The 13,708-nt window shown below is 41.2% G+C and carries 11 protein-coding genes; 4 read left to right on the top strand and 7 right to left on the bottom strand.

Annotated elements, in window-relative coordinates:
- Window positions 1–109: 109 nt before the first annotated feature.
- Complete coding sequence (locus tag RMY32_RS02235) at window positions 110–2,755, bottom strand: PAS domain S-box protein (protein WP_322713822.1); 2,646 nt, start codon at window positions 2,753–2,755, stop codon at window positions 110–112.
- A 31-nt stretch (window positions 2,756–2,786) separates the two neighbouring features.
- A complete protein-coding gene (locus RMY32_RS02240) occupies window positions 2,787–2,915 on the bottom strand; it encodes a hypothetical protein (protein ID WP_322706555.1) in 129 nt (42 codons plus the stop codon).
- A 129-nt stretch (window positions 2,916–3,044) separates the two neighbouring features.
- On the opposite strand from RMY32_RS02240, the gene ada reads away from it, so the two are divergent.
- A complete protein-coding gene (gene ada / locus RMY32_RS02245; protein WP_322713823.1) occupies window positions 3,045–4,130 on the top strand; it encodes a bifunctional DNA-binding transcriptional regulator/O6-methylguanine-DNA methyltransferase Ada in 1,086 nt (361 codons plus the stop codon).
- 52 nt (window positions 4,131–4,182) lie between these two features.
- A complete protein-coding gene (locus RMY32_RS02250) occupies window positions 4,183–4,860 on the top strand; it encodes a DNA-3-methyladenine glycosylase 2 family protein (RefSeq protein ID WP_322713824.1) in 678 nt (225 codons plus the stop codon).
- A gap of 100 nt (window positions 4,861–4,960) precedes the next feature.
- Here the strand turns inward: RMY32_RS02250 and recR are convergent, their stop codons facing one another.
- The 5 genes from recR to RMY32_RS02275 all read right to left on the bottom strand — a co-directional run bounded on the left by recR (window position 4,961) and on the right by RMY32_RS02275 (window position 9,649).
- The gene (gene recR, locus RMY32_RS02255) at window positions 4,961–5,518 is read right to left on the bottom strand and encodes a recombination mediator RecR (protein WP_322692659.1); all 558 of its coding nucleotides are present in this window, start codon (window positions 5,516–5,518) and stop codon (window positions 4,961–4,963) included.
- Window positions 5,519–5,622: 104 nt separating this feature from the next.
- On the bottom strand, window positions 5,623–7,314 hold the full coding sequence (locus tag RMY32_RS02260) for a KGGVGR-motif variant AAA ATPase (RefSeq protein WP_322713826.1): 1,692 nt from the start codon (window positions 7,312–7,314) through the stop codon (window positions 5,623–5,625).
- Window positions 7,311–7,835: a helix-turn-helix domain-containing protein gene (locus RMY32_RS02265; RefSeq protein ID WP_322713827.1), complete on the bottom strand. Its 525-nt coding sequence runs from the start codon at window positions 7,833–7,835 to the stop codon at window positions 7,311–7,313. Before RMY32_RS02265 ends, RMY32_RS02260 begins: the two co-directional genes overlap by 4 nt.
- Complete coding sequence (locus RMY32_RS02270; RefSeq protein WP_322713829.1) at window positions 7,825–8,214, bottom strand: type II toxin-antitoxin system RelE/ParE family toxin; 390 nt, start codon at window positions 8,212–8,214, stop codon at window positions 7,825–7,827. The genes RMY32_RS02265 and RMY32_RS02270 overlap by 11 nt, the downstream gene beginning before the upstream one ends.
- A gap of 397 nt (window positions 8,215–8,611) precedes the next feature.
- Window positions 8,612–9,649, bottom strand: a complete 1,038-nt coding sequence (locus RMY32_RS02275; protein ID WP_322713830.1) for an aldo/keto reductase — start codon at window positions 9,647–9,649, stop codon at window positions 8,612–8,614.
- A 492-nt stretch (window positions 9,650–10,141) separates the two neighbouring features.
- Here RMY32_RS02275 and RMY32_RS02280 point away from each other — a divergent pair, with 492 nt between their 5' ends.
- Both RMY32_RS02280 and RMY32_RS02285 read left to right on the top strand, forming a co-directional pair.
- A complete protein-coding gene (locus RMY32_RS02280; protein WP_322713831.1) occupies window positions 10,142–12,034 on the top strand; it encodes a lipoxygenase family protein in 1,893 nt (630 codons plus the stop codon).
- Window positions 12,035–12,104: 70 nt separating this feature from the next.
- Complete coding sequence (locus tag RMY32_RS02285) at window positions 12,105–13,454, top strand: cytochrome P450 (protein ID WP_322713832.1); 1,350 nt, start codon at window positions 12,105–12,107, stop codon at window positions 13,452–13,454.
- Window positions 13,455–13,708: the final 254 nt, after the last annotated feature.

Below are 13,708 nucleotides of genomic sequence, written 5' to 3' on the forward strand. Positions count from 1 at the left end.
ATTTAACCCTTCCCCTTTAACATGAGTCCCTTTTCCCACAAGAGTGCAAAAAGCACCTTTGCAAGAGTTTAATATTGCTATAAATAACACCCTCTCATTTTTTGGTGATTTATGGGCGATTTGTTGCGGATGAAGTTGCCAAAGGTAGTGTAAACCAGAAAGTTAACCCACGTTTGCGGTTACTCATAACCCCGATTTCGCCGCCATGCGCCTTAATAACTTTCCGACAAAGATACATTTTTAAGCCAATGCTTGTAGAGCAGCAATCTTGAGGATCGCGGACATGGAGATCGAAGAGGCGATCGCATTCTACTTTACTCATTCCCACACCGTCATCTTGAATCTGAGTGCGAATCATTCCCCCTTCAACGGTGGCGCTCAGGGTAAAATTTAATCCTGGCGGATTATTTTGCAAGCCATGTGCGATCAAATTGACCAAAACTTTCTGCAATCGAATCTCATCTGCCATTACTAACGGTAAGTCTGCCCGAACCAAGTTCTTCAGAGTCGCTTGATTTTGTGTCAGCATAGGTTCCAACTGAGAGGAACATTCGCCCACTAGGGTGCTAAGTTGTAGAGGTTCGAGTTTGATTTCAATACCCTGTTTTTCACAAGAATTAATTTCTAGCAATGAGTTAATCATTGTTAGTTGGCGATCGTTGCCCTGAATCATTCGCTCGATGATTGAGCGAGATATTGGAATTGCAGATTGGGCATTGGGCATTGGGCATGGGGCAAGGTTATTTTCATTGTCCCCTTGTCCTCCTTGTCCCTTTGTCCCCTTGTCTCCCTGCCCCCTGCCCCCTTGCTCCCCTGCTCCCCTGCTCCCCTGCCCCTGATTTAATAAATTCTTTAACACCATCAAGTTACCCATCACGGAAGTTCGTAAATCGTGAGCAACTGTGTGCAAAACAACATCTTTGACACGATGCAAATTTTCAACTTCTTGCATTTTCTGCTGCAACTGTGCTGTCCGTTCTTGGACTTGGTATTCTAAATTCGTGTTGAGTTCTGCTAGCTTTTGGCATATTTGACTTTGTTGAATCGCGATTGCTAGCTGTTCTGACATCTGCTGTAACAAATCAATTTCTATGGGCTGCCAATGACGCGGCCCTGAACATTGATTGGCAATTAACGCCCCAAATAATTCATCACCTAGCATAATTGGTACAGCCAAGCTAGCCTTTGTTTGGAATTTTTGACAGTGTGCTTTTACTTTGGGAGATGCTGATATTTGCGTTACGTCTTCAACCACACGCACAAGATTATCTTTTAATAAGTTTCTTAATTCTTGTAGATAAGCTTCATCTTTAGTAGACCAACCTGAAACTGATGGATACTTAGGATCTACTGATTCGGCAAGAGTTTTGACTCCTAAATTAGCATTATTTAAACCAATGAAAACTCGATCTGCTTGCAGAAATTGCCTGACTTCCGTCACGGTGGTTTGAAGAATTTCCTCTAATTTCAGTGAAGACCGAATTCTTACTAGGGTTTCTGCCAACAAGCGATCGCGTTGGGCACAAAAGCGTAATTGTGCTTCTACTTGTTTGCGTTCTGTAATGTCGTGATGCACTGCTAAAATGGCAGGAATACCATTCAAATCAATGACTTCGGCTGACAGCAGCGTTGTAATAATCTCGCCAGATTTTTGCCGAAAATCAATTTCTAAGTTACGAGCAACTCCGGTGCTTTGCAACTCTTGCACTAAGTTTAGCCGATCGCGATCGTTTACCCAAAGATTTAATTCAAAAGAAGTTTTACCAATTGCCTGATCTCGCCCATAACCGGAAAGATTCACAAAACTGTCGTTAACTTCGATAAAGCGTCCTTCTTGCAGCGTGCTAATGGTAATTGAATCGGGGCTGCAACTAAAAGCTTTCGCAAATTTTTGGGCAAGATTTTGTAAGGCGACTTCCCCTTGTTTGCGATCTGTGATGTCTCGGACAATTGCTAGTACCTCATCTGTACCACTAACTACCAATCGCGCCTCATAATCTCTGATTCCCAAAGATGTTGGTAGTTGATATTCACAAGTTTGCAAAATTCCCGAATCTAAAGTTTTAGCGATCGCTACTTGGCTAATGGCTGCAACATCACTCGGCAATAACTCTTGCAAATTTTTTCCAACTATTTCTTCTCTCGAAAGAGTGATATTTGCACCCTCACTTTTCAAATCTAGATACTCGCCATCGCGGCTGATGCGAAACATCAAATCGGGGATAGCATCCAAAATTGCTTTATATCGTGCCTCACTCTCAAGCAATTTTTCTTGGGCTTGTTTTCGGTCTGTAATATCTATAACCAAACCATGCCAAAGAAAATCACCTGTTGCTTGTAATTCTGGCTGCAAAGTACCTTGAATCCATTTAAGTTTGCCACTAGGCGTAATAATCCGACTTTCCCAATGCCAAGGTGTAAGAGTAGTACGACAAACAGCAATAGATTCTGTAAAAGCTTTTATATCTTGTGGATAAATCAGTTTGCATAACATCTGAAAGTCTGGCTGTATAGCCTCTGGTTCTAATTCATACAAATATTTACAACCAGAACTAATATAAGGAATAAATACAGAACCATCCTGCCGTTGCAGAATTTGGAAAATCATTCCCGGTAAATTGGCAGCAATTGTTTCCAGCAGGGGGATCTTCTCTGGTAGAAAATCTGGTTTCTGCGATGATTTTACAATTTCATCCACTCTTAGACCCTTTGATATATAAGCAATTGGCATAATATTCAAGGTAATCATAGCCATTGTAAAAGTTTTTTAGCTGTCAGCACGATCGCTAAGAGCAAAAAAGTGGCTCTACTTTCAGCGTAGTTCTGGATGCTGCGATCGCATTCACCCAATCGGGTGAACCATTTGTCAAAGAGCGAATGACTTCAGGAGTGCTGACAGAATACCCTGAGATCATCAACTTCGATCGCAACAATCAGATAGAAAGTTGTTGAACGATACATTTAATCTAGTTTTACCTAAAGGCAAAAACTAATCATGGGCAATCCAAAGTGGGGTATTTTGCAATAGATTTGAGGAGGGATGAATGCAATTACAACAGACACAAATTTTAGAAGAAACACTATGGGAAGCAGTTCTCAATCGAGACTTTGCTTTTGAAGGTAAGTTTTTCTACGGTGTTCGCTCTACAGGCATTTATTGCCGACCTATTTGCCCTAGTCGCAGACCGAATCGGAATCAAGTTTGTTTTTTCCAGTCGGTACAAGATGCTGAAATTGCAGGTTTTCGACCTTGTAAGCGCTGTCAGCCACAATCTGAAATAGTTCCAAATACAGCCAAAATCTTAGCAGTATGTCGATATATTGAAGCACAAGTTGACCACATACCAACCCTATCGGAATTATCCTCTCAGGTAGAAATGAGTCCTAGTTACCTACAAAGAATATTCAAGCAGATAATTGGTGTATCGCCTTTTCAATATGCAGATGCGCTGCGTAGCCAGCGATTGAAACAGCGTCTTCAGTCGGGGGAAGAAATTGCTGATGCAGTTTACAACACGGGGTATGGTTCAAGTAGCCAATTGTATGAGAAAGCACCTAAACAATTAGGAATGACACCAAAAATTTACCAACAAGCTGGAAAAACAATTAACATTATTTATGCGATCGCTCCATGTTCGCTAGGATATTTGCTGGTGGCAACAACAGAGAAGGGTATCTGTGCCGTTAAACTAGGTGATGAAGCAGACAAGCTTGAACATATCTTAAACCAGGAATTTCACCAAGCGCACATCAGACGTGATGACCACACACACAAGGAATGGATACAAGCAATTCTTGACTTTATAACAGGAGGCGAAACAAATCTCGATTTACCACTTGATGTCCGTGGGACAGCATTTCAGAAACAAGTGTGGGAAGCATTACAAAAAATTCCTTATGGCGAAACCCGCACTTACGCTGATATCGCCCGTAATATTGCCAAACCCCAGGCAGTCCGCGCTGTAGGTAATGCTTGTGGCGCTAATCCGATCGCGCTGATTGTACCATGTCATCGGGTGCTGCGGACTGATGGCAGTCTTGGTGGTTATCACTGGGGGATTGAGCGCAAACAAAAACTGCTTACACAAGAATCAACCCCAAAGGGGAATTCAAAATTACAATCCCCATAAATCAATTCACTTGCTCTGTATCCTATTCTTTTTAGGTTGAAATTTCTTAAAGATGACAGTGGAAGAAACAGCTGCACAAACACTTAAACTAGAATCGCTGACTGAAGAAAGTTTAACCCGTGGTTTAATGGTGCTTGCCAAACTTGATAGCGATTTGGCTGGGATTTTAGAAACACTGGGGCCTCCACCTATATGGTCAAGAGAAGCGGGTTTTGCAACGCTGTTGTGTATAATTCTGGAACAGCAAGTTTCTGTAGCGGCTGCAAGGGCAGTATTTACAAGACTTTGTGCGGTTGTTGTAACTTTAACGCCAGAAAATTTTCTGATCTTAGATGATGCTCAATTAAAAGCGATTGGATTTAGTCGGCAAAAGATTTTATACTGTCGTGGGTTGGCGAATGCTATTGCAACTGGTCAGCTTGACTTAACCAAGCTCCAAACAATGGACGAAACTACTATCAGAACTGAGTTAAAGCGCCTCAAAGGTATCGGAGACTGGACAGTTGATATTTATTTGCTCATGGCGCTGCAACGTCCTGATGTCTTTCCTAAAGGCGATTTAGCGATCGCGATCGCTCTACAAAAACTCAAAAACTTGGCGACGCGTCCAACACCAGCACAACTAGAAGCCATGACACAGCACTGGCGACCGTGGCGAGCAGTTGCGGCAAGACTTCTATGGCATTATTACCTAAATAAGGGACTGACAAATAAAAAAATATCCAATTAACTCCTATGGGGTGGGCCGAAAAGCCCGTCCCTTGTATTTTAGGCCTCTCGTGTCGCCCACCCTACAAGAATCATCCCTTGATTCAGCAACGCCTCAAAATTTAGTCTAACTCCCGGCGTCCTTCCAACGCCCTCGCCAAAGTAATTTCATCTGCGTACTCCAAATCGCCACCTACAGGTAAACCAAAAGCAATCCGCGTCACCTTAGTAAATGGTTTCAATAGCTGACCGATATACAGGGTTGTTGTCTCCCCTTCTACACTCGGACTAATTGCCAGAATTACTTCTTGAGGTTTTTGCTGACTTACCCGGCGCTGCAAAGCGAGTATATTCAGCTGGTCTGGGCCAATTCCATCAATTGGCGAAATCACCCCGCCTAAAACGTGATACTTGCCTTTGTATTCGCGGGTTTTTTCTAATGCAATCACATCGCGAGGATCTGCAACAACACAGATAGTGTCGTTTTCACGGTTGGCATTGCGGCAAATTTCACAAACAGGTTCAGCAGATAAGTGAAAGCAAACAGAACACAAGCCTATCTGTTTTTTTGCCTCAACTAAAGCTTGTGCCAAAGCTTCTACTTCTGCTTCTGGTCGCTTCAAAATATGCAAAGCCAGTCGTTGGGCACTTTTGGGGCCAACTCCCGGTAGGCGTTGCAATTGTTCAATTAACCGTGCTAAAGGGCGTGCGTAAACCGTTGTCTTGTCTCCAGAATATCTTTACCATCACTATGATGACACTTTTACAAGATTTTTTGGATTAGCTATTTAATATTGTGATCCGATGAATACTTATAGGACGATTTTTGTAATTCACGTGCTAGTTCAGACAATCCGCAGTCCTTTAAATTTTGGTAAAAACTCTCGTCCTTTGATATACGGAGTTTTGTAAGTGAACGTATTGCATCTTCTAGCTCTTTGACACGATTTAACTTGTGAGCCAAACTAGCTGCTTGCTCTATAACAGTAGGATTATACTCTCGGCGTATAAACTGTTGAGCTGACTCAAACGCTTCTTTAAAATCTCCCTTATCTTTCAAAGTTTCTATTGCTAAAAAGATGAGCGAACCTCCTAGCTGCTTTGCAGGAATACCTGGAATTAATTGGGCTGCAATCTCAGGTTGCCCTAGCTTCAAAGCTGTTCTAGCTGCAATCAATTTTGCTTGGATTTTAATATCATCGAGTTCTTCATCATTGCACAAAGGAAAAACAACATCAAAACTTTTAGAATATTCTTCTAAATCTTCCAATATATCTGCATAGCGTACACATTGTTCTAAGCTAAGTTCTTCTCTTTGCCATAGAGTATCTATGACACGCACAGCTTTTTTCTTATCTTGTTTATCAAGCTTACGCTCAGATAAATAGCTTTCCGCAAGAATTTGTTGTGCTTCCTCGTCAGTTGGTAATAAATCAAGGAGTTGCCAACCAAAAGACCTTAACTCTTCTGTGTTCTCCCTTAATCGGAAAAACCGCATAGCAGCACGATATACATCTGGATGCGGATAGAGTGCAACTAATTCTAAAAGGTTTTTCTCAGACTTTTCAATTGAAGATGAAAAGAGTAATCTACTACCTATTTGCTCAATCTCAGTACGAAGATTTTCACTAAAAAGTTCTAAATTTAATCCATTGAATAGTCGTACATAATTGTTTACTAGTTCTTTATTACTCTCAGTAAAAGCAATTGCTAAGAATTCTTCTTCTTCCAGATTAGAACAGGAAAACAAAAAGAACAGTTTAGTCTCATCTATCTCAAAAATATTACAACATTTTTGCTTAAAACTGTCTAAATCTTCAGGTGTTGGTACGCGTGATACCACAACTTTAACATCGATTGACTTTCCCAATGCTTTAGCTACTGCACTCTGCTCAATCAGCTGCTTAATATGCTTACTTACTTTAATACTCTCTGAACTCAAAGAAGATAGCATCACAACTTCATCAGGTAGCTGCTGTGTACAAAGACCTGCTATTTCAGTTATACCTGTGCGGGAGTCTATAATTACAAATTCTGCCTGTAATTCTTTTTCAATCCTGGCAAGAAACTGTTGAAAAAACGCAACTCCATCGCGTTCTTTAGAGAACAAAAGATTCCAGTCAAGCTTACTTAGGTTTCTGTAATATTTATCGGAGAGATACTGCCCTGCTGGAATGAGCCACAAGGGTGAAGTTGTTTTTGAAGGAATTGGTACTTGAAGGCTTATTTGCTCAATGCTTCCTGGATCAGTATTTTGTTGCTGATAATTTAGGATGTAGTCAAGAAGTCCTTTTTGAGCAACTGGTAATTCAAATCCAGAAAATTGGGCAAACTTGGCGTCTAAACCTGGTGCTTCAAGGTCAAAATCTACTAAAACAGTTTTTCGACCCAGTTTAGCTAGATAAAGTGCAAAATTTGCGGCGGCAAGTGTTCTACCAACACCACCCTTGTACGAATAAAAAGTAATTGTCTTCATGCAACACTATCCCTCCCCCAAGAACCTCCTTGTCGATGCCTAACATTTTGTGCCTCAGAATATGTCTCTCTCTCTTTGGGTGAGATTAAGTTAAAATCTGGAGTTGGTACTTTGTTCACTGGCTCTGTGTCGTCAGCATCTTCAAATATTGCGTTGATGGCTGCCTCTACGTCTATCTTATCCACAGTCAGGTTTGCTGCAATTATTTCAACCCGCTGCTTTTCTATAATAATAGCTGCCTCAAAATCTGCCCCTAAAGCATTTAAGTATTTCAGTACGGAGTTAAAGGTGTGATCGTTATTGATGTCTTCCAGCTTGGATACCCAACTTTGTCCTACACCAAACCGTTCACCCATTTCTTGTTGAGTAAGTCCAAGCCGCTTACGCACATTTCGCATCGCTTGAGTTAAGGCAAGCCGAAAAATCTCCTGACGTTCGACGAGACGATTCTCTGGTGTGTCTTGGACAATTTCATTTAAGGAATCCAAAGCATCGCCGCCTAAATGGGGATTATTGCTCATCAGTTTTATCCTCCTTCGCTACTACCAAATCTCGCCTTTGAGCTGCAATGTTAATTTCATTTGGTGGAGTTTTACGCCCTTTCTTCTTAAAAGCGTGCAGCAAAATTAAACGCTTACCTGTTAGAGCACAGAGAAAGATACGGATATTGTTAGGAGTGTTATCCAAACGTAATTCATAAAGATTATCTTCTATCTTTATTTTGTTTAAGATGTCCGAGCGTTCGCGCTGTAAGGCTAATCCTTTGTTCTTTAAATAGTACAGGCGCAGTTTAAACTGCTTTAATTCGCCCTGAGTGAGCGAAGGATCATTGAAGAACTCCTCAACTGGTTTAGTCCCGTCTACCTCCTGGTAGTAAATAATCTGCCATTCTTCACTCACCACAGGCTCCTCGCACCCTGAATTAATATGCCATATTTGGAATATTAATCGATATTACAATATTATCAACTTAAAAATTCGGTTGGCTTGATTATCGGTGAGTTCAGTCGTTATACAGTTAGGTTATGAGTGGTGTAGTTTTAAGCCTATTGGGTTGGCGAGGTGAACTGTGAGGAGCGTAAGCGCAGCCCGCCGCCAGCATCGCCTCTTTGAGATATCCTTCTTCTGTCACTTTCCGGGTATTATAATTTATCCCCCTGCATTAAAAACGCTACGCTTTTACGCAAAACTGCACTTAGTTCTGGACTTTGCAGCCGCTCTACCAGTTTTGTGTCCACAGCAGGATATACGCTTGTTTGCTGTGAACTTTAGTTTTTAAACACGCCCTAGCTAAAACTTATCCTAACCACTCAGGATTTTTGGCTGTACTATCAAATTGATTAGTGGTTTTAAACAATTCATACTGACCTTTGAGAGCAGCTTGGCGAGTCCGATTCAGTAATGCTCTAACTTGCTCCTGACTCATCGGTTTAAAAGTACGTACTGCCTCGAAAGCCTGGTTTAAGATGGGCATACTTTCAATACCTGTAATCACCGTTGAAGTTGGTAAATTCATCGCGTAATGCAGACATTCGATCGGTTTGACCACATTGCTTTTGAGGATATTTTGGTCGCCCATTGATTTCATCCCCAGTACAGCAATTCCGTCTTCAACCAGTCTGGGTAAAACTTGCCTCTCAAAACTGCGGAAATGGGCATCCATAACATTTAATGGCATTTGCACTGCATCAAAACGGAAGTTGTTTTGATTGGCAACTTCCAACATTCTCAGGTGTACTAAAGGATCTTTGTGTCCAGTAAAGCCTATGTAGCGAATCTTACCAGCTTTTTGTGCTTCCACAACTGCTTCCATCGCACCACCAGGGGCAAAAATCCGGTCTGGGTCTTCCATACGAATAACTTCATGATGTTGCAACAAATCAATGTGGTCTGTTTGCAAACGTTTTAAAGATTCATCAATTTGTTTGGCCGCCGCTGCTTTTGTGCGCCCGTCGATTTTAGTCATCAGAAAAGCTTTTTGACGATAGCCATTTTGCAGGGCTTTACCCATGCGAATTTCGCTACCTCCATTATGGTAGTCCCAGCTATTGTCCATAAAATTAATTCCGCGATCGAGAGCAGTACGGACTAGATTAATACCCTCTTGTTCATCTTTTGGTCTACCAATATGATGACCACCTAGACCAATTACAGATATTTGTTCTTTGGTGCGTCCTAGTTGCCTGTAGAGCATTTCCCCTTTTTTACTCTGGAGTGGGGTAGACTGATTTTGCGCTAAAACCTGTTTGGTTAAACCTTGTAAAGCAAATACCCCAGCTCCACCTAAACCAGAAGCAGAAACTACCTTCAGTAAATTTCGTCTGCTAATATCCACAAATTTATCCTTTTGCCACAGTATGAGAACTTGCCTTCATAGCTTTGCATGGAGCAAAATTCGTTGCTTCTAACTGTTGAAGGATAAAGGCAGTGAGGTAGAGATAGATTTTTGATAGAGGGAAGGTAATAGAAAAATATTTTATCTTGTGTAAGTAGAGGAAGCATTGGAGACATCGGCAGCAGAGGAAGAATCTGATATTTATATTCCAGATCTTGTTTCAGTAGTTCAAATGTCAACTCCAACACAATACTTTAGTCCGAAAGTTTTCTTTGAGAATTGTTTCTAAATCTTGGCAAATATTATTTGTATTGCTAAATATTTCTTGCAAGATTTTTCAACAGTTAGTGCGTGGTTCAAAATTGATAAAATCGAGAAAATTACTTGAGAAAAATCGTAATTTTAAACTTGATTGCGATAATACGTTTAGGTAAATCAAACCTGTTTATCTTAAACTATTAAAGTTCCCCGTACTAAACATGAGTAGAGTCAATGACTGCTTCATCACCAGAAAATTTAATCAGTTCATCAAGTACTCATACTTTAGACATAGCTAGGCAAGAGTATCAATATAACTACATCCATATTCCATCAATTGCAATGCTAGATCGGCTTTCTATTGCCGAAGAGTTCACCACTAACTGGTATTTTTTATTAGCCCAGCAGTTACGAGTTGTGTTTATCAATACCTTAATTGTCAACAGAGGCAATCAAGGTTCTAAATCGATTCGTGATGATGTCGAAAAATTTATTTTAGAAGCCTTGCTCAAGGGAGCAGTACCAGTAAAAATCAGTATTCTGGCAAGAATTCTGCAAATTATCCCTCAGTTTTTACTCAAAGGTATATCTAAGGATGTTAGAGAACTCGACGATCTTTTTTATTCTATTCTGAAAGAAAACGGACTTGTGATCCTCAGAGATGCTCTAAATAGGATAATTAACCTTCTATACGAAGGACAGCCGACAGGACATGCAACCAGTCTCAAGGACTACGAAAATTTGTTTCAAGTGATTGGTGTGCCAGCGATCGCTAAAACCTACCAATCAGATGAAGTATTTGCCTATATGCGAGTGGCTGGCTACAATCCCGTTACGATCGCGCGAGTCACGACTCCAGGCGATCGCTTCCCAGTCACAGACGAACATTACCAAGCAGTGATGGGAACTGACGATTCATTAACAGCAGCCGGACTTGAAGGCAGACTCTACTTAGCTGACTATAAAATTTTAGATGGTGCGGTCAACGGTACATTCCCACACGAGCAAAAATATCTCTATGCTCCTTTAGCACTGTTTGCCTTACCCAAAGGCTCAGACCCCACTCGTTTATTGCGGCCGATAGCCATTCAATGCGGTCAAACCCCAGGCCCAGATTATCCAATTGTTACCCCTAACTCCGGTAGATACGCTTGGCTTTTTGCCAAAACAATAGTCCAAATAGCAGATGCCAACTACCACGAAGCTGTTACTCATCTAGCAAGAACTCACTTGTTAATTGGTGCTTTTGCGATCGCCACCGCTCGACAACTGCCACTTACCCATCCCTTAAGAATTTTGTTGCGCCCGCATTTTGACAGCACTTTGGCAATTAACGATGCCGCTCAACGTATTCTCATAGCTCCAGGCGGTGGTGTCGATAGATTACTCTCATCATCAATCGATAACTCTCGCGTTTTAGCAGTACTAGCCTTGCAAAGCTATGGTTTTAACAGCGCCATCTTACCTAAGCAATTCCAACAGCGTGGTGTAGACGATCCCAACCTCTTGCCCGTTTATCCTTACCGAGATGATGCCCTACTAGTCTGGAATGCGATTCATCAATGGGTTGCAGACTACCTGAACCTTTACTACACCACGGATGAAGACATTCAAAAAGATAAAGAATTGCAAGCGTGGGCAGCCGAAATCCCAGCTTACGATGGTGGTCGCATCCCCGATTTTGGCGAAGATGGAGGCATCAAAACGCTCAATTACCTGATTGATGCCACTACGCTGATTATTTTCACTGCCAGCGCCCAACACGCTGCGGTTAACTTTCCGCAAAAAGATTTTATGGGCTACGCCGCAGCCATACCATTGGCAGGTTATTTACCAGCCTCAACTCTCAAAAGAGAAGTTACTGAGCAAGACTACCTTAATTTGCTCCCACCCTTAGATCAGGCGCAACGGCAATACAACCTACTCAGCTTGTTAGGGTCTGTGTACTATAACAAGCTGGGCGATTATCAGCAAGGATACTTTACAGACCAAAAAGTAAAACCATTGCTACAAGCATTCCAGAGCAATCTTCAGCAGGTAGAAGATACCATCAAGCAACGTAATTTACACCGTCCACCCTATGAGTATCTACTTCCTTCTAAAATTCCTCAAAGCATCAATATCTGAATCTGAATCTGAATTAGGTACAAATGACCAATAACCAATGACCAATGACCAATGACTCAAAATAAATACTATGACACTTAAAGATAAAGTCCTCAAAAATCACGATCGCCAGCTTTGGCTTGCACCTATACTAGCTAAAGTAGGTTACGATACTGCGATCGGTAAGTTTCTCCGCTTGATTTTTTATTACATGGATGCGTCAATCATGCTCAATGCATGGCGAGACTTTCTTTACATCCGTAAGGATAATATTGGAGACAAGTATTTTGCAGTCGATCAAGCAATTATGCATTCCTCTCACTCGCAGGTGAGAGAACTAATGCAAACCCAACCACAACTACGAGGAAATGATTTAGGTATCATCAGAATATTAGCTCCAAGCTACTTGCTGGATAATCCTCTGAGCTTGGGAACAAACGGTAACGAACACACAGGACTACGTACTGTAATCTTACAAGCTTTACCGGAACCGTCAGGGCAGATAGACTTTTTAGGGGATTTAGTTGAGCAAAGCCTGTTAGAGGCTGCTAAACAAGGCAAATTACACATCGGCAATGATTTGCCAAAGATCATGCTGTCGAGTTTGCATCAACTAGTTTTTCAGATATCTTTATCTGAGGAAGAAATCACAGCATCCGATAGTTACATTAAAAATTTGGCTCTTGCATCCTTGCCTAATTTTATCAGCAAGTATCTGCTGGCAATATTAACAGCGCCAAGAATTCGGCATCGTCAATATTTAATTAACCGATATAAACAATCACCTAAATGGGCATCTTACTTTGAAACAGGCGCTCAGTATCAGTTGAACGAACACCAAATTGCTAATACACTTTTCGATATGATTCATATCGCCGGAACTGCCGGCACGAGTGCGCTTTTAGGATCTGTGATTGGTGTTCTTTGCTTAGATAATACTCTCAGAAATGATGTAGTGTCAGAGGTGAATGCAGTCTGGAATGGCAAGAAAACTTTAGACTCAGACGCTCTAGAAAAATCAACACTTCTCAATCAAGTGATTTTAGAAACGGCTCGTCTCTATCCACCTGTGCGATTTGTTAGCCAACTCACCACTGAAGCCGGTGAAGTTGATATTGGAAAACAAAAATGTCCATTCCAAAAAGGTACTCGCTTGCTTGGCTCTATTCTTACAGCTAATCGGGATGCCAATAGATACCAAAATCCAGATAATTTTGACCTAACACGGAATTTTTCAGATATCTTATCTTGGAATGGCGAAGAGCATGAACGAGCCTGTCCTGGTAAATCTTTATCAATTGGCTTTATCAAAATTTTCTGTTTACATCTGTTTCACAACTATCAATGGGACTCAATTACAGAAGTCAAATGGGATTTTGAAAAAGTGACTGCCGTTACTCCTAATAATTTAGTACTACAAGGTTTTGCTCAACGACTGTGAGTAAGAGACTTAGAGGTTGTTTGAAAAGTGGTTGGCTGTGATTTTAGGCACTAACCGATCCCCCCTAGCCCCCCTTAAAAAGCAGGACTGTTTCGTTCCCGAAAAAGCGTTGAGTTACAAGCGTTTCAAGTAAAAAAATCAGGTGAATAAAAAATCTGATTGTCCAATAAAATGGTGTTAGCACTTAAATTTCCCGATTGAATTGGTAGTTTTTGTTTTTCCCACTCAAGCAAATTTCTGACTCATACTCTTGA

The sequence above is a fragment of the Nostoc sp. ChiSLP03a genome, assembly GCF_034531215.2.
In the GTDB taxonomy this organism is placed as follows: domain Bacteria; phylum Cyanobacteriota; class Cyanobacteriia; order Cyanobacteriales; family Nostocaceae; genus Nostoc.